Consider the following 21,710-nt stretch of genomic DNA (forward strand, 5'->3'; position numbering starts at 1 on the left):
ACAGAAACAAAAGAATATTAATAATCAAATTAAGCAACTTGATACAAAAATGACGCAAACTAATGAACAAATTCGTGATCGTCAAGGCGAGGTTGATGAGGCTAACGAAAGAATAGAAGTGTTAAAAGTACAAATTAAAGAAATTGAGGCCCGCATTGAAGAACGTAATCTATTATTACAAGATAGAGTTCGCTCTCTTCAAGAGAGTGGTGGAGTTGTAAACTATTTAGATGTGCTATTAGGTGCTCAAGATTTTGGAGATTTCGTAAGTAGAGTAAATGCAGTTACAACTATTGTAAAGGCAGACCAAGGGATCTTACAGGAGCATGAAGAAGACAAAAAACTTCTTGAGCAAAGTGAAGCAGAGCTAAATAGTGAACTCAAAGAGTTAGCCACTGCACTAACACAACTTGAATCCTTAAAAGAGCAATTAGACATACAAATTGCAGAAAAAGATAAAGTTATGGCAGAAATTAAAGATGACCATGAAAATGCCGAAAATGAATTGTATGAATTAGAAGATGAAGATGCATTTCTTGCTGAACAGGAAGCAACAATTAAACAAGAAATGGAACGTCAACAAACTATAGAAACTTCTCAGAAAACAACTGCATCTAATGTAGCATTATCCAATTCGCAACCCTCAGTAGATTCAGACAGTAGTTTTATATGGCCAGCAAAGGGGACATTTACCTCTGGATATGGTCAACGTTGGGGGAAACTACATGGTGGTATTGATATAGCTAATCGTGCAGCAAATGTTCCAATTATTGCTGCTGCGGAGGGGACTGTCATTCGCTCGTATTATTCAAGCAGTTATGGCAATGCGGTTTTTATCTCTCATAACATTAATGGGAAAACTTTTACGACTGTTTATGCACATATGGATTCACGATTAGTAAAAAACGGACAAGTTGTAAGTAAGGGACAACAAATAGGATATATGGGTAATACTGGACAGTCTACAGGAAAGCATCTTCATTTTGAGATTCACGATGGAGCTTGGAAAAACCCTATTAATCCAATGACACTCTTACCTTAAGATTGATAAGTTACTAGTTTTATAGCATTAATAAGTTAAAGGTTACCTATTAAATAAAATTCAAGTTTAATTAAAATATTGCTACTTGAAATTAACTAACTGAATGAAAATATTAATCACAATGCCTAGAATAATTATATTGAAAAGCTCATTTTTACCTTTTCAATATCTATTCTGGCTTTTTTTATCTACAATCTTTTATATGAAATGAATTATTTTCACTCTACACAGTTTCTACACATTTATATTAGATAATAAACGGAATTCGATGTTTTTTTGAAAATTAATAAAGTCTCCTTTTACTAGGAGACTTTATTAATTTTATTAGTATCCTAATTAAAGATATTGATATGTATATATTAGTCTTCATTAAACTATCTGATGAGCGTTATCAATATTAAAAAAATCGTAAGCATTGTTTTAATCGTAAGAACAAGAATTAATACTTTAAGTAGGTGAAATCTGTGGAAAACATATATGTAAAAGGTCAAAAGATTAACTTTCTTCTCTTTTTTATTATTTCGGTAATATTTCTTTGGATAAAAACGTATTTAGCTCAGTGGAATGAGTTTAATTTAGGTATAGATAACTCACTACAGAGATTTTTATTATTCTTAAATCCTTTAGGCTCAGCAATACTATTCTTAGGATTATCGCTCTTAACAAAAGGTATAAATAGATATATATCGCTCTTAGTTATTCACTTTATTCTATCTTTTATACTTTTTGGTAATATATTATACTATAGATTTTTCAACGACTTTCTAACGTTACCGACATTTACACAGACTCAAAATATAGGAGATGTTAGTGGGAATATTGTTGCTTTATTAAAACCACATGATAGCTTATATTTCATAGATACATTTATTTTACTGGCATTAATCATACTACGTGTTGTTAAATTAGATTTTGTTGAAATACAACGTTATAAACTTATAACAATTTTCACTTCAGCCTTTATTTTGATGGGAGCAAATCTGGCATTGGCAGAAATGGATCGTCCACAACTTTTAACAAGAACTTTTGATCGAAACTATATTGTAAAGTATCTAGGAATGTATAACTATACGATCTATGATGCTGTTCAAAGCACCAGGTCTTCCGCTCAACGTGTAATGGCAGATAGCAACGATATTACTGAAGTAATAAACTATACGAAGTCAAATTATGCTTCTCCAAATCCAAAATACTTTGGGCTAGCAAAAGGTATGAATGTAATCTATATTCATTTGGAGTCTTTACAAAACTTTATGATTAATTACAATTTAAATGGTGAAGAAGTCACACCTTTTTTAAATTCATTAACCAAAGATTCAAGCACATTATATTTTAATAATTTTTTTCATCAAACTGCACAAGGCAAATCTTCGGATGCAGAGTTTATGTTAGAAAATTCATTGTTTGGATTACCTCAGGGATCTGCTTATTCAACAAAAGGATTAAATACGTACCAAGCAGCACCAGCCATTTTAGGACAGCAAGGGTATACGTCAGGAGTTTTTCACGGAAATTCAGGATCGTTTTGGAATAGGAATGAAATATATAAATCCTTTGGTTATGATAAGTTTTTTGACTCTAGTTATTTTAAAATGAAAACTCGCGATGTATTGAATTATGGTTTAAAAGATAAACCTTTCTTCGAGCAATCTATACCTATGCTTGAAGATTTACCGCAACCATTTTACACAAAATTTATAACATTATCTAACCATTTTCCTTATCCAATTGATGAAGAAGATGCAACGATTCCTCCAAATAATACCGGTGATGCTACTGTTGACCGTTATTTTCAAACAGCTCGTTATTTGGATGAGTCAGTAGAACAGTTCTTTAATTATTTAAAAGAATCGGGTTTATATAATAATTCAGTGATTATTTTGTATGGCGATCATTATGGTAATTCGGCAAATCGTAATGAAGCAATGTCAAAAGTAATCGAAAAAGAAATAACACCATTTGAATATGCAGGATTACAGCGAGTACCATTATTTATTCGTGTTCCTGGAATTGAAGGAGGAAATATGAGTCAGTACGGTGGACAAATAGATGTTCTTCCAACACTTCTACATTTATTAGGAATTGAGTCAAATAAGTATATTCAGTTTGGTACAGACTTATTATCATTAGAACATAAACAATTAGTTCCATTTAGAAATGGTGATTTCATGAGCTCATCAGTTAATTCAATTGAAGGAGATTACTATGATAGTAATGGTAATAAGATAGAAAAAAATGAAGAAATAGCTCGATATGAGGAAATGGTTAAAATAAAACTGAATTTCTCCGATAGGGTTGTCAACGGTGATTTATTACGCTTTTTTAAACCAGAGGGTTTTATTCCAGTTGACCGTTCGGTTTTTAAATATAATTAATCAAATAGAATTAAATTCAAGGGCAATTCACCATTCTTTCAATTCTAAACGTTATAGAAAATAAATAAATGGCGACATCAATATGTTAATTATAGATGTCGCTATTTATATTATTGAAGAAGTAACCGATAAAAAGAGTGTGTAATAGATAATCATTATTAAATTGAGGTAAATTTGTATATGAATAAATTAAGTTCGAAAACCTTAAAAGTAATGTTAGCAACTGTAATTACTATGTTTTTAAGTTTAGTAGGGTTAATAGCTTATCTTCATGAAAAGGAAGACAGAATAATAACTAAAATAATCCCCACCCTAAGTAAGGCCGAAGATAATAATACCGAAGATAAGATCGCAACAAAACTTAATTCTAGTTCTAATAAAGATATTTCATTAGAAGAAAAATTATCAATTGAACTTGTGCCCGAGGAAGGAGCACTTCAGAAAGATGAAGCATTAAATCAAGAGAAAATCGATTCAATTAATGATCTTGATATAAAAAGACCAGAAATTTCGAACAGAAAATTTCATAGTACTTTCGGAAGAAGGGTGGTATTTATTTATTTTTCTCATACAAGAGAGTCCTTTTTACCATATTTTAAAAAAGGGACAGCCCCTACGAGTGCATACCACTCCCAAGTTAACGTTTCTCTAGTTGGCAAAAGAGTTGGTAGCTCTTTAAGACATTATGGAATTTGGAATCAAGTCAGTAACATAGATATTACCAATATGTTAAATAATCGTAATTTGAATTTTGGGAGTTCTTATCAAATGTCTAGAGAAATTGTCCTACAAGAAATGCGAGAAAATCAAGATTTGGAAATGACTTTTGATATTCATCGAGACTCATTGCCAAGGGAATTATCGACAATTAGTATTAATGGAGAATCAATGGCTAAAATTTCATTTGTAATTGGGAGTGCACATGAGAATTATAAAAAAAATCTAAATTTTACTACTGAGATACATGATTTAATTGAGAAAAGATATCCTGGTCTTTCAAGAGGTTTAATTATAAAAAATAAGTCTCAGGGGAATGGTGTCTATAATCAAGACTTATTGCCTAATAGTGTCATTGTTGAAATCGGCGGGGTGGAGAATACCTTGGAAGAATTATATCGTAGTGCAGATGTATTGGGTTATGCAATAAGTGAGTATTATTGGGATAAAGAACATGATTAGAGAGTAATAAAATTTTTTACAAGTACTTTCAACTAGATGATCTAATAGTGTAGATGTAGATTGTAGATTAAATTTTTTTAAAAAAACTTTTATAAAATGGCCTCTATTCAAATATTGTATAGAGACTTTTTCGCCTATTTTAGTTTATATATTCTTCTAAAGAATATATTTACATAAGTGTTTTTGACTGTACCTTGGTAGTTTTTCTCCATACTTTCTTCAAAATTTTTTAGTAGAATCAATCTATAGGAAAATTTTTTGGAAATGGTGATAGAGAATGTATGAATTTTTCAATCAAATAAGTAATTTGTTGACTCAACCTTTTTTAAACCTTGCACGGAGTTTCGAAAGCATACCCATCTTATTTGCCTTTTTACTTGGGATTGTCGGTGCCATGGCTCCATGCCAGTTTACAGGAAACATAGGGGCAATTACTTTCTATGGCAATAAATCACTCCAAAAAGAACTTGCATGGATGGATGTTTTCTTTTTTACTCTAGGGAAAATTGTTGTGTTTACCGTTTTAGGGATGTTGGTTTGGTTTTTAGGAAGGGGCTTTGAGTCTCAGTTAACAATATATTTTCCTTGGTTTAGAAAATTAATCGGTCCGATGTTTATTATGGTCGGTATATTCATGCTCGGTATGATTAAGATGAAGGGAACATTTAAACTAATAGAATTGCCAAAAAGATTTTTCCAAAAAGGAAAAATTGGTTCCTTTTTAATGGGTGTTAGTTTTTCAATTGGTTTCTGTCCGACTATGTTTGTTTTATTTTTTGTTACGTTAATGCCAATTGTATTTTCTACCTCGTATGGGGTTGTTCTGCCTAGTTTATTTGCAATAGGTACATCTTTGCCATTGTTCATTGCCATGTTTTTAATTTGGTATTACGGAGCTAGTGGTGCTGTTATGAAAAAGGGAAGAAAGATTGGCTTATATATTCAAAGAGTTTCAGGGGTGATCTTGGTTGTATTAGGTATTTTGGATACTATCACATACTGGACAATATAGGTTCCACAATATTTCCTTTAATTATGATGGACAAAAACTATTATGTAGTCATATTTAGCGTGGTAGTTTCAAATAAGCTCCTGAAAAACGTAAAAGAGAAGTTGTTGGTTGAGGCTGCATTATAGGAAATAGAGTCTAGAGTTCACGAAACGAGAAAAGGTTAATCATAGGTAGAGATAAGGTGTACCATTTTTATAATGGTACACTTATTTATTAGAACTTATATTTAAATTAACGTTACAGGTTGTTAGGTTTATGTAAAAATTAAGAGAGAGATTTAATCAATAAAAACAAAACATACGTATTTTGTTTGAGGAGGGACTATGAATACATACTGTAAAAGTGCATTAAACCAAATCAGAATAGCATTAACTTCGACTTCCGAGATAATCGATAAATTAGAAGAAATAGATTTACAAAAAAGACCTGCTCCTAATAAACATTCATTAGGAGAATTGTTAGAACACATTCATTAATTTGCAAAGCTGATTTGCTTATCTCAAGTGGGGCTACACAACGTGAAATGAATTTATTTTATTCAAATGCTTCATACAAAAATTCAATTGAGATAAAAGATGCTCTACTTGGGGTTCAGCCGAGATACGTGTAAAAATGGGTCATAGGCTTACTTTTATTTCCAGCCTATAACCCATTTTATGTTTATACGGGTATATTCTCCTCTACTGGTTGAGGGATGTTCTGTAAATCAATGACATAATCACCAAAACGTTTAATATGCCTAGTAAGGTATGGACTCAGCATAACAAGATCTTCTCGCGAAAACTCATGCCCTTCCTTTATGAGATCCCATAAAATTACCGTTATATCCACAACATTCTGAAAAATCACAGCGTTAGCAACGAGATCATTATATTTGATACGCTTTTCTTGTTCTTCCGGATCATTTTCAGAGATAACCCCATCTCCACCGAAAAAAAGCCATTTTGAAAATCCATTATATGCCTCAACTTTATTTGTACTAGCCGTTATTTGTTCCCTTAATTTAATATCTGAAATATATTTTAGGAGAAATACCGTTCTTACAATGCGACCTAATTCTCTAAATGCTTGATATAGTCGATTTTTTTTACTATCATTACTGAGTTTTCTGAGCAAGGTTGAAGGTAGGATTTTTCCAGATTTAATGGATAAGACAACCTGGAGCAAATCTTGCCAGTGAGTCTCGAGTGATTCCCAATCGATTACATCGCTAAATAAAGGATCGATATGTTTGTAACGAGTGTCCTTATCTGGTCGAAAGAAAGTTAGATCCTTCCAATTGCGAATTCGAGGCATTAAGTTGATTCCTAACAAATAGGAGAGAGCGAAAACGGGTGTAGATTGGCCCTGTGTATTTGCGTGCAAAGTATCTGGCTGTATATCTGTTTTATTTTAAAGCAACCCATCAATAATATAAACAGCTTCCCAAACACCACAGGGGATAAAATGACTAAACAATGCAATATACGTATCGGAAACATGATGATAGGCGATGCCACCGTAACCACCGTATCGAATATGGTATTCCGTTAGCAAGTTTTCTTCGTATAAATCATATTTCGTGCCATCTGCAGCAGCTGATTTACCACTTCCCCACAATTTAGGAAGACTAAAATGATTATATTGGTTAAGAATATCCCGAATAGCATCATCGAGTTTTTTAACATTTACATGTCGTCGATTGACAAAAGAAATCATATGTGGCGTCACTATATTTCGCATATGTTTAGAAGTTTGTGAAGATCCCAAATTACAGCCATATCCAAATGAAGTAATGATGTAACGTTCAATAGGGTTTTCAAGTTTGGGATCAGAGCCGGATAAGGGACCAAAATGCCTGGTCCAACGAGTCCAGTGTTCAACATTGCAAAGATATCAAGAACATTTCTTTCAGGTAAGCGCTGAATAACGATATATTCTAACGCTTTACTCTTTTTTGAAGGATCCTTGCGTACTAAACGTTTAAGAGTGGGTTCTCCATTTTCATTTATCATAACCTGTCCATTTTCAGGATAATTTCGATCTATCGTTTCTGCAGTCTGCGTTAACCATTCCTTTAATTGGGTGACAAACCCGGTGGAGGAGGAATTAAATCCGAGCTCATTGCAGTAATAAGCAACCATAGGTTTGCATTTTTACCATGAAAGTAATTGTTCTCGATAATCAGCATACTCCTCGGAACCTTTTATACCAATATCCCCCGTTTTTAACTCTGTGGCCAGACAAGAAAATATACAGATTTCAAGACGTTTAAGATAGATCAATTCAGTATTCTTTCCAACACGAATGGTGTTTTTCCATTGTTCGTTGGCAAATGATAGATCTATACAAAGTTAGAAACTTTAAAATTATTATCTTTCATAAACGACCAATTCAGTCCATTGTTTATGAAAAAAGGAGTTGAATTAAAGATTCAACACCCCGATAAGCAGCATTGGTTCTTAGGAGATCGTGATAAAATCATTCAAATATTAACGAATGTCGTCAATAACGCCCTACAATATACACCAAAAGGAAAACAAGTATCGATTTATACAGAGGAAAAAAATGATCACATTAGTTTTATCATTAAAGATGAAGGAGTTGGAATTAGTGAGGATGATCTCCCGTTCCTGTTTGAAAGATTCTACCGGGGTGATAAATCTCGTGATCGGAAAACAGGAGGTATCGGGATTGGGTTATCTATCGTAAAGGCACTTGTAGAAGCCCATCATGGTGAAATCAAGATCGATAGTAAACTAAATGTAGGAACAACTGTAGAGGTAATGGTTCCAAAGCAGTAAGGGATTAGGTCACTTGACTTAATCCTTTTTTTGCTTTTTTTATTGTCTTTTTTGAGAACGAAAAATAGCTATCTTTCATCCACATAAGTTCTACACAACTTACTCATAAGTTCTTTACAAGTATTGCTTATGATAAGAACAAGTAAACAAAACAACATAAAACTGTACAAGAAGAAATTAGGAGGCGTTAGATGTTTCATCAGATTATGAATCTTAAAAAAACAAATCAACTGCTTTAATAAATTTCGTAGTTGATACCAATTAAGGTAGAAAAGCTATTAAGGATGAAAATCGAATAATTGAGTGTATTGATCGTAGTAAATAAAAAAGTGAAGGAGTTTTAAAGATGTACAAAAAAGTTGATCAAGGATTATTGGGGAAATATCAATTTATATTAGATTCTACACCATATATGACAGGCAACTGTCAATCGTGGGAATTAGGAGAAGGGGTTTTCAGTTATGAAGATGAGGATATAATGTGGATTCATTTTGATAAATATGGAAATTTCCGTTGCTATGATGTTTCTCTGAGTGCCTAATCTTAAAACAGTATAACTATTAGTTATAGAAATCGTAAAATTGGCAGCACTGGATGTAAACAACCTATTAATTAGGAGAGAACTTTCTCCACAACTTTCACACAAGTCGCTCATAAATTCTACATTAGTGAGAAGTAAGATAAGAATATGAAAGGAAGGATAAAACACTGATGGGATTTGGTCATGGTTTTGGAATGTTTGGTATGGGAGGTGGATCGATTATGATGGTTTTATTCGTTTGCTTATAGGCTACCTTTTCTATTTGGGAATAAACAATCAAAAAATAGGTACACAAGATGGAAACCAGCAAGTAACAAGTTCAAATGCACTAGAAATTGCTAAGTCTAGACTTGCTAAAGGCGAAATTTCTTTTGAAGAATTTGAGCAAATCAAGAAGAATATTTTATAAGAACTTATTAATGGAATTCTAGCAGCATCATTAGCTTTTACTGGAGGAACAGGATTAGCCTTATTTTCAGATAAAGAAACTCCAAATCAAAATACAGTGATTCAAGAACAAAGCGGTAATTATGATCAAATGGTTGAAATGATGGAATCAGGCGATGTTGGAAGTATGCAAAAATACATGGAGGAAGGGAATATGAACTTTGATGAGATGCAAAAGTATATGGAAGAAGGAAATATAAACTTTGGTCAAATGAAACCATATATGAGTGAAATGCATCCTAATTTAGATAATCAACAACTCGAAGAAATGTACAAGGGAATGCATGGCACGGTTGGTTCTTCTCAAAGCAGTAACTTTAAAGGAATGGGAAGTTTATAATTATCACTTTAAGCAGGTCGTTAATGACCTGCTTCCCCAAAATATGAATATTGGAGGAATCTAAGATATGTTTTTATTACTAATTTTGGCTATTGGTTTTTATCTGTATAAAACAGGTGAATTACAAAAATTATTTAGCCGTATACAACCGAAAGAAACGAACAGCTCAAACGAACTAAAAGAGGTTATCGATTATAGATATGCATCCGGTCAAATCTCAACGGAAGAATACAATAAACTAAAAGAATTGTTATAAAACACACTAACTATTTATAAACAGGAAAGGAGAAATGAACATGATGAATGGAGGCCATATGGGATCCTTTGGAGGTAGTAATGGAGGATTTTACGGTTATAATGGAATGCCATCAGGATTTAACTCGTTTGACATGATGTTTAATGGGTCTTTTATGACTATTTTAGTACTTGTTCTGATTGGGTTGGTTCTATTTTTACTACTTAGAAATAGAAAACAACAAACTAGAGTTTCATCCATTAAAATGAATCATACGACAGTCATTGAGGCAGAAGAGGTTGCAAAGTTGCGTTATGCCCGTGGTGAGATTTCACATGATGAATTTCAATCCATACTACAAACGATTAAAAAGTAAGAGGTGAAATGTGTGTTAAACGTAACCTTATCCATTATAATCTTTTATTATCTAGTGAAGACAGGTGATCTATTCAAATTAATAAAAATAGCCAAAAACCTTATTCTTGACTTCCTAATTGTCTTTAAAAAAGAAAAACATAATAACAAAGGCTACAATAATCCTTTAGAGGTTTTAAAGCTCCGTTATGTTCGGGGAGAAATTGACAAAGGAGTATATGAACAAATTGTAAAGAATTTATAATATACAAAGCACAATTGGAGTAAGGATTGATGGAGATTCATTATTATTAGTTTGAATTTTTACGGATTTTTTTCTGAATAAACCCAACTTAATACTATTAAATGTGGCGACCAAATACATAAAAGGTCGCCACATTTAATTTAATTTAAGAAGCCATTTTCCTGCAAACTTCTGCACATTTACGGCAGGATTCTGCACATTTTCTACAATGCTCAGCATGTCCATGTTGTTCACAAATTTTTCCACAAGCATCACATATTTCAGCACAAAATTGGCAGATTTGTTTTGCTAAAGGACTGTCTGATTGCATTGCTTGTGCTGCTAATGCACAAATATCAGCACACTCTCTGTTATAACGAATACATTCTGCCATCATTTTTACATCATCTTCTTTTAAACAGGCATTATAACAACCATTACATGCCTCCATACATTCAAGACATGCCTTGATACATTCTTCATAGGTCATTTGTATATCATAATCCTCCTTGTATTTAATACCGTATTATCATCTCCTTAAATAGTAAAAATATGAAATAATTTTTTAATCATAAATTTTTAATGTTGTCATATGGTTGTTGAGTATTCTTGCTTCAAATTCTTTTAGCTACATCCATAAAAAATTTAATCAATGTTAAATGAAATATATAAGATCTTATTCTACTTTGAATTGGCCCATTATTCCAGCATCTTCATGTTCAAGAATATGACAATGGTACATAAATACACCTGAATGATTAAAGGTAGCAATGGCTCGAACTTTTTCGCCCGGATAAACGAGAATGGTGTCTTTCCATCCCATTTCGTTTTCAGGCGGTGGATTCCCATCACGATCTAGAATTTGGAATTGTACGCCATGAGCGTGAAATGGATGTGCCATTCCACCCATCATCCCCATCCCACTATCATTAGAAATTTCCCAGATTTCTGTGTCGTTCAGATTAACCTCTTCATCAATCCGATCCATATCCATTTGTTTACCATTGATATTCACACTTGGGCCCATCCCTTGAAAAATAAATTGTCTTGTTTTTACTGCACGATCGGAGTTTATTTTTTCAATGGTAGTTAACTTTTCTGGAATGATATATTCTTTTGGACTTTCACTTTTTATAACAAACTTCATAAACGCTGATCCTTGATTCAATAATTGAACCGTTTCTCCTTTTTTAAAATCTGAAAAATCAACAAGGATTTCTGCTCTTTCTGCAGGGCCAAGAACGATATTGTTCATTTCTGACGGCTTTTCAAGGAACCCGCCATCACTAGCAATTTGATAGAAGGTTTGGTTATTGCTAAGGTTTAATTTATAAACACTTGCATTGGAACCATTCAATAAACGAAGTCTCACCATACCCCTCGGTACTTCCAAAAATGGATGGACAGCTCCATTTACCATCATTGTGTTACCTTGTAAGCCGTTCATAACATCATGCATCCCTAACTCATACTCAAAACTCCCGTCCGCATTAAACCTTTTATCTTGAATGATAAGTGGAACATCATTCACTCCATAGTCTTTCGGAATATCTAAACGATCAGAAACTTCATCCTCAATAAAGAATAATCCTGCTAATCCATTATATACTTGCCTCCCGGTTTGTTGCTCAGGGTGGGGATGAAACCATAAGGTAGCTGCGGGCTGTTCTATCTTGAATTCTGGAGACCATGATTCTCCCGGTTGAATCCCTGAGTGTGGTCCTCCATCCTTGTCACCATCAACTTCAAGACCATGCCAGTGGATGGTTGTTATTTCATCATCTAAATTATTTTTTACATTTACAGATACCTCTTCACCATTACGAACCCGAATAACGGGGCCTAAATAATCGCCATTATACCCCATCGTCTTTGTTTCTTTTCCTGCAATAAATTCTTTTGTAGAGTTTTGGGCAGTTATTTGAAACTTTGCTTTATTTGGATCAGGGTTTTTATCTTTTAATAATGGCGGTATAGGGAGAGGGGATTCTTCTGTTTCAATAGATTGATTATCAGATGGCTGATTCATTGATAGATCCGGTAATTGTCCGGGCATATCCTGACCTTGTACGAAAAAGAGAAAGAGGCCTCCCAAGATTATTATGATACCTGCAATGAAGATGCCGTAATTTGCTTTCATTAAATTTTCCTCCTTCATTTAGTAGTTTGAACTTAACTAGTATAATGCCGTACATAATATTTACTTTTTTAATAAAAATACTAAAAGAACATCTATTTATAAACTGTTTCGATTCTAGCTTTCCATAACAGATTTTAATTATCAGTATTATACGTAAAATTTGTTGTTTGTATCAGAAGTCACGATATAAAGGAGGTAAAAGTAATGATGGGTTTCCCCGGAAACGGCATGATGGGCAGTTACTTTTGGGGTTTTGGACTTTTGGGATGGTTAATTAATCTGCTTGTCATTGGTGCGGTTGTCTATATTGCTGTTAAATTAGCATTAAAGAATAAAAAGGATTAAATAGAATATCCATGACAACATTCTTTTCGAAAATAAAAACTAAAATAGGTGGAGGATTTTTATGGAATTCCATTATACAGTTATTACGAATAAAACGATTGATGAAGCTATATCATCAATTGAACAAAATTTAAAAGAAAATAAATTTGGCATCCTATGGCAGCTTGATTTAACTACAACTCTACAGAAAAAGGGAGTAAATAGTTATACTTCACCTTATCGAATACTTGAAGTTTGTAATCCTGTAGAAGCTGCAAGAGTTCTCGGCTATAATCCATTAGTTGGATATTTCTTGCCTTGTAAGATAACTGTCTATGAAAGTGAAGGAAAGACTTATATTGGACTTCCAAAACCAACGGCTATGATTGGTTTGTTAAATGATCCCGAATTGAAATCCATTGCAGAGAATATTGAAGAAATACTCATCGATGTGTTAGAAAAAAGTAAATGAAAGGAAGTAAAAACAGGTTTGTGGAATGTTCGCAAACCTGTTCTTTGTTTTTAACAATTTTCCTGTCGCTAATGGAGATCATGTGAATCAAAACAGGTAAATGCCCCGATTTCATGTTATTTGTCCCCTGTATACGATACTACCGTAGCATTTACCCAATCAAATAAATAGGAGGTATACCATGTACAATATGAATGCGATGGAAAGTGTCTCATCAACCAATATAGCGCATACTGGAATGAAAGACGGAATGTCTATGGGAATGAAGCACCATTCGAATTTGCTTCACACGGTTCAACAATGTGCAGCAACATGTGATCATATGATTACCCACTTGCTCCATCATGAAGATATTCATGGTCGAAGACATCAACTTGAGTTATTACGTGATTGTACTGATATATGTCATTTAACGGCTAGTTTTATTGCTCGAAATAGCCATATGGCTAGAATGATGGCCCATATTTGTGCGCATATTTGTGAAGTATGTGGCAACGAATGCGCTAAATTTTCTGACCACCATTCACAACATTGTGCGCAAGAATGCTTGCATTGTGCAAGGGAATGTCGTGCTTTTGCAATGACAGCATAATTTTTGATAAAATTTCCTAATATTAGAATAATCCTACATGCAAGAAGTTTAAGGTTTAAATCATATTCAACGATTGGCGAAAAAATATAGTTATTATGGATTGCTTTTTAGCAGTCCATTTTCTGTCCTTAACGAATTAAAGAAGCAGATTAGTGGAAGTAGATGCATTCTGTTTTATGAGAGCTTATACTATCTGATTTATTAACGTTAAAAAGTCATAAATAATTAAAAAGCTGGAGGAAACAATGTAAATGTACATAGACTACTTTTAAAACAACATTAGGAGGTTATCATGAAAAGTAAAAGATTTGTAACTGGGATTTTAATGCTAACATTAGTATTGATGTTATCTGCATGGACAAGCAGTAGTAATCAAAACAGTACCGATATAAGTTTGAATAAGGACAACATTCATTCTGGTTCTGCCGAACTCCCTAAAGGTTTAAAAGAAGCAAAAAATCCAACCTATAAAGTTGGTAGTCAAGTAGTTGTTAAAGCTCACCACATGAAGGGGATGTATGGTGCTAAAGCAACCATTGTAGGTGCTTATGATACGACAGCATATGCTGTTACCTACACTCCGACCACTGGAGGACCAATAGTAAAAAATCATAAATGGGTTATCCAAGAAGAAATTAGAAATGCTGGTACTAAGACATTCAAAGTTGGAACGGAGGTTACTTTAGCGGCAAACCACAGGAAAGGTATGATGGGTGCAAAAGCAATTATAAATTCAGCAGTAAGCACAACAGTTTATATGATTGATTACATTCCGACTACTGCAGAACAAATAGTAAAAAATCATAAGTGGGTTATTGAGAGTGAACTTTCAGATAAGTAATAAACAAAGAATTCAGTTATAAAATACAAAATAACACTTAATAACAAGTTGTTTAGATGAAAAAAGGGATTCACCATAGAATCCCTTTTTAAACTACTGACTTGGGAGATTAAGTTAATCAAGCAATCTTAGTTATTCCATTATACCAGCTAATATAAGTCAACACTTTTTAAGTAATAATACTAGATTAAAGATGTTATAATAAAAACATGCATGACAAAGAAACTTCAATAATTTTATTTGAAGTTTTTGTAAATAATGTAATTATTTGTATCGGATTATGCAGTGTATTTCTTCTTATGTTTTAAGATGGCATAAATCCAATGCAATAGCTTGTTGGCGCAAGCTATTATGGCTACTTTGTGAGGCTTGCCCTCACTTCTTTTTTTGTCATAATACTCTCGGAGTTTCGCATTTCGATTATTCGTTAACCCACACTGAACAGCTGTATAGAGTGTTTGACGTAGCTTTGTAGATCCTCTCTTGGTGATGCGATTGATAGATGCTGTAAACTTCCCAGATTGGTAAATCCGAGGATCAATGCCCGCATAGGCTACTAGCTTTTTCGGGTGACTAAATTGTGTGACTTCACCTATTTCTGAGATAAGAGTAGCTGCAATTTTAGAACCCACCCCTGGAATGGACCGAAGGATCTCATAATCCTCAAACTGCATTGCTAACTGATCAATCTCCTGCTCTAGTACGTTGAGAAACTCTCGTTGTTGAAGAAGCATTTGAATATACATTTTTAGAGTAACCAAATGGCTTTGATACAGTGTTTTCTTAAATGGGTTCCGTTCTGCGGCCTCTTTTAACTTCAAAGCCTTTTCGCAAAACCAACCATATGATCTCTTTCCTCCTAGACCATGCATCTCCTTAGCTAACTCATCAGTTCGTACCTTCATCACTTCATTAGAAGTAGGATAGATGAGTAAAGTCTTTAATGATATAGGCGAATATAAATTACTAAAAACCCCTTTATATTCAGGAAAAACTTGATCTAGAATCGTTTGGAACTGTAGCTTTAACTGTACGTAATTACGAGTTAATGAATCATGTTGTCTTGATAAATTACGTAAATTCATCGTTTGAACATTTTTTCGGTGGAAGGTTTCTAGATCTTCTTTGTAGTAGAGTTCGCATAAATGTCGAGCATCAGCCGGGTCTGACTTAACCTTTCGAAGGCTACTCTTTTTTGTTTCGTAAGAAACCACTGGATTCACTAAATAGTAGGTTATTCTCTTTTCCTCAAGATACTGAAGTACAGGTTCATGATAGTGTCCAGTAGATTCAAAAATGACCACAGGATCTGCTTCAGCATTCAATTTGACTTCCTTGTAAAATACATAAAAATCACGTAAACCATTGGTATCATGCTTAAATTTAAAGGTTTTTCTAAAAGGTTGCTTTCTTGCCAAGAAAGCTTGGACTTGACTTTCTCCTTTCGCTACATCCAGACCAATGACTGGATCCATAACTTATCACATCTCCTTGTACTGTATTTGTCGGCAGCCCCTGTCTATCTTGTAGTATCATAGCTTCGCTTGTTATGCGGGGTCTAAGCCCCAACCAGCCTCAAACATGTTTCTACAAGTAGGGGGTGGACAGTATAACGGACGGGATCTAATGATATCAGAAGTCCCAAGGGCGCTTGCGTCCTACCCCGACTACCTAAAGAATAACCTATAAAAAAAGGTCAACCAGATAAAATAACAATCTGGATGACCTTATAATACGATAGGGCGCTTTAACGGGGCTTTTAAATATGGGAATTTCCTTAACGTTGTAAATCCGCATTTTCCTGACGCTACCCCATACAAGAGAAATACGCACTCTATAATAGTAATATTGTGAAGTTATTCACTTAAAGTAATGCTTTAGTTGAACAATCCAATCTAAAAAGTCGGTTCCTTCACGCTAGGAATTCGACTTTTTTAGGTTGAATTTCACAATTCGTGTTTCATTAATGCTATTTTTGATATCGCATAATTTGGAAATAAAAGTAAGCCTTTGACCCATTTTTACACGTATCTCGGCTGAACCCCTACTTGATAATTTTCAACTGCTTAAAGAAAGATATATGAATTATACAGAGGCTGAACTTCAACAAAGAATTACTTCCTTTTGGGGCGTAACATATACAAGGTATGAATGGTTGTTAGAAATTTTAGCCACCCTCTATCATCATAGAGGTCAATTACACGCTGTACTTGTTCACTACTATGGAAAAGACCCGAGAATACCAATGTTTGAATAGACATATATAAACTAAACCAGCTATATATATAATATGGTTTTTTGACCGTATTAAACGTAAATAACGATACAAAAAAAGGTGTACAAGCTGCTAATTAATACGAGATCCATACTATAAGAAGTTTCTTGAACCGATTGCATTTACTCTTCCAATTTTTCACTAAGTTTAAAGATTTTATATTGGGATACATTAGCAATATGAACCATCATATTTTATAGGATCTTTGAGAAAATTTATATTGAAGAATGAGGGAGGATTATCAACTAAAGTTGGAAAATCATGAAGGAAACATACAGTATGCAGATAATAATAAGGAAAAGATTAAGATTATTTTAGTATTAGCCTTGCCGGCTGTTATTGAAAATTTTTTTCAGACCATTCTTGGTTTTGTTGATACTTACTTTGTGTCAAAAATTGGCCTTGCTGAGGTTTCAGCCGTTGGAGTAACAAATGCTGTACTTGCTATTTATTTTGCTCTGTTTATGGCAATTGGTGTTGCGGCTAATGTTCGGATCTCGAATTTCTTGGGGGCAAAACAAGTAGAAAAAGCTCGACATATTGCGCAGCAATCAATAATACTGGCTATTTTGTTTGGTATAGTAACAGGGATCATTACTTTATTCTTTGCTGGTCCGTTATTAAAGCTAATGGGAATTGAAGCAAACGTATTAGAGGCAGGAAAGATTTACTTTAAATTTGTAGGAATCCCTTCAGTATTTATGTCATTAATGTTTGTATTAAGTGCTATCTTAAGAGGAGCTGGTGATACACGTGCACCAATGAAAGTCAGTATTTTAATAAATATAGTAAATGCTATTTTAGACTATGTGTTCATTTTTGGATTTTGGCTAATTCCTGACATGGGCGTTGTAGGAGCTGCGTTAGCTACTGTTTTTGCAAGGCTGACTGGAAGCCTTGCACTCCTTTATTATATAAAGCGCTCTTCCAGCCTTTCATTTAAAAGGGATTTTTGGAAACCTGATAAACAGCACATGTGGGAACTTGCAACTCTCGGGGGGCCAGCTGCTGGTGAAAGATTAGTAATGAGACTTGGACAAATTGTATATTTTGGATTTGTTGTCACTCTTGGTACTAATGTATTTGCAGCTCACCAAATTGCAGGTAACGTAGAGGTATTCTCCTATATGATCGGCTATGGTTTTGCAACCGCAGCAACTATTCTTGTTGGTCAGCAAATTGGAGCTGGAAAAGTAGATGAAGCAAAAAAATATGCAATATTATGTACATGGTTTGGTGTCGGATCAATGGTCATTTTAGGTGTCCTTCTTTTTCTTTTCGGAAGTTGGGGAGGGAGCTTTTTCACCGATGAACAAGAAGTAATAGAAAATATCGGAACTGCTTTAAAAGTGTCAGGGGTTTTCCAACCCTTTCTGGGAGCATTACTTATTCTAACTGGAGCATTCCAAGGAGCGAATAATACAAAATTTCCAATGTATTTAACAGCAATGGGAATGTGGGTAGTCCGTACCCTTCTTGTGTATATATTAGGGATACAATTTGGCTGGGGACTCCTTGGTGTATGGGTGGCAATTGGCATTGATATCACTTTTAGAGCTGTGGTATTAACTGTACAATTCGTAAGAGGAAAATGGATTACTGTCAAACAAGAAGTAGAATCTGAATGCCATCCACAGACGACTAAAGAAACCATGTCTGGATGCGTTAATAATTATTAAGTATAAACAGTTATATTAAATGGATAATAGGGCTTACTCAAAAAGGCTTTGTAAAACGAAAATTTGAGTAGTCTTTTTTTTATCTAGATTATTGTAAGTTTTATGCATAAAAATCTTATTAAGTTTAGTTTTAAATACTAATTCTTTTTCTTAAAAGAGAATGTTTGTATAGGTTAACCTAACAGGGAAACTTAGATCTGTCAGGTGGTGAAAATCCTCTGTGGGGGTACACGACTAACCCTTAAGGAAGCGCCAAGTACTTATCGTGAGGAAAGGGCTGGAGGAAGCGTGGAATAAAATCTTGGCTAGAAGTAAAGAAATCTGATACTAAGGCCTTATAAAGGGATAAGGCTCCAATAAAGTCAAAGTCCAAATAGATGTGCGTAACTTTGTAGAATGTAAATCAGCAAGTAAAAGAGGGAGATAGAGATAGATTGTCTTGCCCTAGGAGGTTTTGCAGATGTACAATCATATTAAAATGTTATTGTTATAATTAACAATAAACGTAACATACATATAGTATTTTAAAAAGATATTGACGTATCTTTTAATAGGAGGGTAATAATGGAAGTAGGGTTTTTATCTATTTTGTCTCTAGGATTTGTTCTTGGAATTAAACATGCAATTGAACCCGACCATGTGATAGCTGTTTCAACGATAGCTAGTCGAAGTAAAAAGTTATGGCATTCCAGTTTATCAGGTGTATTTTGGGGGATAGGCCATACTGCAACATTAGTTATATTTGGTATAATTGTTATTCTTATAAAGGGTGAGATACCAGATATATGGGCTATGTCCTTAGAATTTTTAGTAGGAATAATGCTTGTTTATCTTGGGGTTACTAGTATCTTTTCCTTCAAAAATGCTCATATACACAAGCATGAACATAATGGAGAAGTACATAAGCACATTCACAAATATACTGGGGAGCATCTAAATAAACATCAACGTACAAAAATCGTTTATATAAAATCATTGATAATTGGCTTTGTGCATGGTCTAGCAGGAAGTGCTGCCATGATTCTATTAACGATGAGTACAGTAAAGAGTGTTTGGGAAGGGACAATTTATATTCTTATATTTGGTGTTGGAACCATAATCGGTATGCTTTTCTTTACAACAATTTTGGGAATTCCATTTGTTTTAAGTGCTAAAAAGATAAACATTAATAAAAGCTTGATTCAAATTACTGGTGGTATTAGTACAGCGTTTGGGATTTATTACGTGTACAACTTAGGGATAACAGAAGGGCTTTTTTATCTTTGGATACAGCGATTCCAGTAAAAAAGTAATTAACTCATTTTGTGGAACACAATATATTGCTGCATTTTATTCACCAGGTCATACCCTTGGTTCTACCTCATTGTAGTTAATAAAAAGTGCTTACTTACAGATGATATTTTGCCCATAGATTCAATAGGTAAACCCGACTTTGCAGTTAAGGTAGTAGATTGGGTTGGTGATTCAAGGGAATTCTGTATAAACGCTACAAAGAATTGTCAGAAGAACTGATACCAGCACTCTTAATAAATATAAAAAAATTGATCGTCAGATTGTGAATAAATACTTATCAAATTAAAACTTCTATTACAAAATAATACAAGAGGTTGATGAAGGTGATTATGAGGTTTTCGAATTGTTAAGTATACGGATCATCAAGCTTATTAAAATAATTATTATGATTATAAAGTAATGGACATTGCTAAAGAAGCAGATAAGTCTAGATCAGCAAACAATCCATTGAAGATATTGATATAGAAGAGGAACTATTACCTGATTACTGCTATGAATTATCAAAAACTAACTTAAAATTAATAATTTGTGCTATAGACTAGGAACATTTTACAAAAAGAAAATTCCTCGTATGGAATAAATGTGGAAAGTTACAATGCATGGTATGTGCGAGGTGGTTACTCTGAGACAGATCGGTGGTGATTACCGTGTATGTCACAAGAGATGAATTAGATACCATGATCACAATGCTGCTTTAGTCGTTTCAATTATTGTCGCATCGAGAAATAGAGGAAATAAAAAAGACTAGCCCAACCTGTCATTTGGCTATGCGGGTAGAGGACTAGTCTTATGTCTACTTGCCTCAACCACCGCACTTTACACTGCGGAGTAACTGAAACATTGAAGGCGGTTGGTGTTACAGCATCAATCGTCTTTTTATTATATGTTGTTAAATTCATCATATACGAATAATTAAATCTTATCAAGTAATTTCCAGACTATTTACAATTTAATTTGAAAAATTAATATTAAATTTCGATCACAATACTCTTTTCTTCTTAGAAAGTGGTTTCATAAAGTTTTACATAGCCAAGATGAACATATACAAAAGTAATCATATATAAAGATTGAGTTAATCAGAATACTAACAATAAAGAAAGCTGGACATTTTATGAAAGTAGAACTATAGGAAAGAACTTATTCCTTGGTCCTATTATAAATAATGAGATTCATGAGAACATAAGTTAAACGAATACAAACGGAGTAACTTATAGTTTTAATCAATTGAATAAAAAATGTACTACTATTATATATAAAAAGAAGCAAGTACAAGAAACGAATTCTTCTTCACCTAGAAAGGTTGATTTTTCTAGGAAAGACTTTATTGCATTTGTAAGCCATAATTTACACCAAATTATACAATTGAAACTTCAAATAACTGATCCTCTTACGAGGAACATCATTTAAGCTCCAAAGGGCTAGGGGGTGATTTGTACTTCTAACGGAGAGCTATCACAGTCAAACTGTCTTGCATCATGGAAATACAGTATGACAGACTTTAACCCCAAGAGCTAAACATTTGAAAAAAAGAGAAGTTATTTA

Annotated in this window: 22 protein-coding genes and 2 pseudogenes; 20 read left to right on the top strand and 4 right to left on the bottom strand. The window is 33.6% G+C overall.

The window, feature by feature from the left end; genetic code table 11:
- Window positions 1-49: 49 nt before the first annotated feature.
- From AC0L8O_RS28200 to AC0L8O_RS28220, 5 genes are all read left to right on the top strand, one after another.
- On the top strand, window positions 50-1,042 hold the full coding sequence (locus tag AC0L8O_RS28200; protein ID WP_473449941.1) for a murein hydrolase activator EnvC family protein: 993 nt from the start codon (window positions 50-52) through the stop codon (window positions 1,040-1,042).
- Between the two features lie 464 nt (window positions 1,043-1,506).
- Window positions 1,507-3,417, top strand: a complete 1,911-nt coding sequence (gene ltaS / locus AC0L8O_RS28205) for a lipoteichoic acid synthase (protein WP_368659641.1) — start codon at window positions 1,507-1,509, stop codon at window positions 3,415-3,417.
- Between the two features lie 180 nt (window positions 3,418-3,597).
- Window positions 3,598-4,596 (top strand): stage II sporulation protein P, encoded by a 999-nt coding sequence (spoIIP, locus tag AC0L8O_RS28210; protein WP_368659642.1) that lies wholly within the window; start codon window positions 3,598-3,600, stop codon window positions 4,594-4,596.
- Between the two features lie 277 nt (window positions 4,597-4,873).
- Complete coding sequence (locus AC0L8O_RS28215) at window positions 4,874-5,608, top strand: urease accessory protein UreH domain-containing protein (protein WP_473449943.1); 735 nt, start codon at window positions 4,874-4,876, stop codon at window positions 5,606-5,608.
- A gap of 323 nt (window positions 5,609-5,931) precedes the next feature.
- Entirely contained in the window at window positions 5,932-6,084 is a 153-nt protein-coding gene (locus tag AC0L8O_RS28220) for a hypothetical protein (protein WP_473449945.1), read from the top strand.
- Window positions 6,085-6,268: 184 nt separating this feature from the next.
- On the opposite strand, the pseudogene AC0L8O_RS28225 reads toward AC0L8O_RS28220, so the two are convergent.
- Window positions 6,269-7,935: pseudogene (locus AC0L8O_RS28225) on the bottom strand (transposase); the annotation flags it as partial.
- 60 nt (window positions 7,936-7,995) lie between these two features.
- Between AC0L8O_RS28225 and AC0L8O_RS28230 the strand changes: the two are divergent.
- The 7 genes from AC0L8O_RS28230 (at window position 7,996) to AC0L8O_RS28260 (ending at window position 10,573) form a co-directional block, all read left to right on the top strand.
- On the top strand, window positions 7,996-8,391 hold the full coding sequence (locus AC0L8O_RS28230) for a sensor histidine kinase (protein ID WP_473449946.1): 396 nt from the start codon (window positions 7,996-7,998) through the stop codon (window positions 8,389-8,391).
- 346 nt (window positions 8,392-8,737) lie between these two features.
- Window positions 8,738-8,932, top strand: coding sequence for a hypothetical protein (locus AC0L8O_RS28235; protein WP_473449948.1), 195 nt, complete (start codon window positions 8,738-8,740; stop codon window positions 8,930-8,932).
- A gap of 238 nt (window positions 8,933-9,170) precedes the next feature.
- Window positions 9,171-9,341: an SHOCT domain-containing protein gene (locus AC0L8O_RS28240; protein WP_473449950.1), complete on the top strand. Its 171-nt coding sequence runs from the start codon at window positions 9,171-9,173 to the stop codon at window positions 9,339-9,341.
- 96 nt (window positions 9,342-9,437) lie between these two features.
- Window positions 9,438-9,719, top strand: a complete 282-nt coding sequence (locus AC0L8O_RS28245; RefSeq protein ID WP_473449952.1) for a hypothetical protein — start codon at window positions 9,438-9,440, stop codon at window positions 9,717-9,719.
- 67 nt (window positions 9,720-9,786) lie between these two features.
- Window positions 9,787-9,975 (top strand): SHOCT domain-containing protein, encoded by a 189-nt coding sequence (locus AC0L8O_RS28250; protein WP_473449954.1) that lies wholly within the window; start codon window positions 9,787-9,789, stop codon window positions 9,973-9,975.
- A gap of 40 nt (window positions 9,976-10,015) precedes the next feature.
- A complete protein-coding gene (locus tag AC0L8O_RS28255; RefSeq protein ID WP_473449956.1) occupies window positions 10,016-10,330 on the top strand; it encodes an SHOCT domain-containing protein in 315 nt (104 codons plus the stop codon).
- Window positions 10,331-10,342: 12 nt separating this feature from the next.
- Window positions 10,343-10,573, top strand: a complete 231-nt coding sequence (locus tag AC0L8O_RS28260; RefSeq protein ID WP_473449958.1) for an SHOCT domain-containing protein — start codon at window positions 10,343-10,345, stop codon at window positions 10,571-10,573.
- Window positions 10,574-10,718: 145 nt separating this feature from the next.
- On the opposite strand, the gene AC0L8O_RS28265 is transcribed toward AC0L8O_RS28260, so the two are convergent.
- Complete coding sequence (locus AC0L8O_RS28265; protein ID WP_473450023.1) at window positions 10,719-11,048, bottom strand: four-helix bundle copper-binding protein; 330 nt, start codon at window positions 11,046-11,048, stop codon at window positions 10,719-10,721.
- Window positions 11,049-11,228: 180 nt separating this feature from the next.
- A complete protein-coding gene (locus AC0L8O_RS28270) occupies window positions 11,229-12,692 on the bottom strand; it encodes a multicopper oxidase family protein (RefSeq protein ID WP_473449960.1) in 1,464 nt (487 codons plus the stop codon).
- 204 nt (window positions 12,693-12,896) lie between these two features.
- Here AC0L8O_RS28270 and AC0L8O_RS28275 point away from each other — a divergent pair, with 204 nt between their 5' ends.
- The 4 genes from AC0L8O_RS28275 to AC0L8O_RS28290 all read left to right on the top strand — a co-directional run bounded on the left by AC0L8O_RS28275 (window position 12,897) and on the right by AC0L8O_RS28290 (window position 14,921).
- Window positions 12,897-13,037 (top strand): SHOCT domain-containing protein, encoded by a 141-nt coding sequence (locus AC0L8O_RS28275; RefSeq protein WP_473449962.1) that lies wholly within the window; start codon window positions 12,897-12,899, stop codon window positions 13,035-13,037.
- A 61-nt stretch (window positions 13,038-13,098) separates the two neighbouring features.
- A complete protein-coding gene (locus tag AC0L8O_RS28280; protein ID WP_473449963.1) occupies window positions 13,099-13,488 on the top strand; it encodes a DUF302 domain-containing protein in 390 nt (129 codons plus the stop codon).
- A 181-nt stretch (window positions 13,489-13,669) separates the two neighbouring features.
- Window positions 13,670-14,080, top strand: a complete 411-nt coding sequence (locus AC0L8O_RS28285; protein ID WP_473449965.1) for a four-helix bundle copper-binding protein — start codon at window positions 13,670-13,672, stop codon at window positions 14,078-14,080.
- Window positions 14,081-14,372: 292 nt separating this feature from the next.
- On the top strand, window positions 14,373-14,921 hold the full coding sequence (locus tag AC0L8O_RS28290) for a YdhK family protein (RefSeq protein WP_473449967.1): 549 nt from the start codon (window positions 14,373-14,375) through the stop codon (window positions 14,919-14,921).
- 278 nt (window positions 14,922-15,199) lie between these two features.
- On the opposite strand, the gene AC0L8O_RS28295 is transcribed toward AC0L8O_RS28290, so the two are convergent.
- Window positions 15,200-16,396 (bottom strand): IS110 family RNA-guided transposase, encoded by a 1,197-nt coding sequence (locus AC0L8O_RS28295; protein ID WP_251685765.1) that lies wholly within the window; start codon window positions 16,394-16,396, stop codon window positions 15,200-15,202.
- Between the two features lie 605 nt (window positions 16,397-17,001).
- Between AC0L8O_RS28295 and AC0L8O_RS28300 the strand changes: the two genes are divergently transcribed.
- The 4 genes and pseudogenes from AC0L8O_RS28300 to AC0L8O_RS28315 form a co-directional block, all read left to right on the top strand.
- Window positions 17,002-17,178, top strand: a complete 177-nt coding sequence (locus AC0L8O_RS28300; protein ID WP_372496347.1) for a hypothetical protein — start codon at window positions 17,002-17,004, stop codon at window positions 17,176-17,178.
- Window positions 17,179-17,447: 269 nt separating this feature from the next.
- On the top strand, window positions 17,448-18,875 hold the full coding sequence (locus AC0L8O_RS28305) for an MATE family efflux transporter (protein WP_251685766.1): 1,428 nt from the start codon (window positions 17,448-17,450) through the stop codon (window positions 18,873-18,875).
- A 564-nt stretch (window positions 18,876-19,439) separates the two neighbouring features.
- Window positions 19,440-20,159: an urease accessory protein UreH domain-containing protein gene (locus AC0L8O_RS28310; RefSeq protein WP_251685767.1), complete on the top strand. Its 720-nt coding sequence runs from the start codon at window positions 19,440-19,442 to the stop codon at window positions 20,157-20,159.
- Between the two features lie 34 nt (window positions 20,160-20,193).
- Window positions 20,194-20,419 (top strand): annotated as a pseudogene (locus AC0L8O_RS28315) (MBL fold metallo-hydrolase); the annotation flags it as partial.
- Between the last annotated feature and the right edge of the window lie 1,291 nt (window positions 20,420-21,710).

This window comes from Metabacillus sp. KJ11-3 (assembly GCF_055808295.1).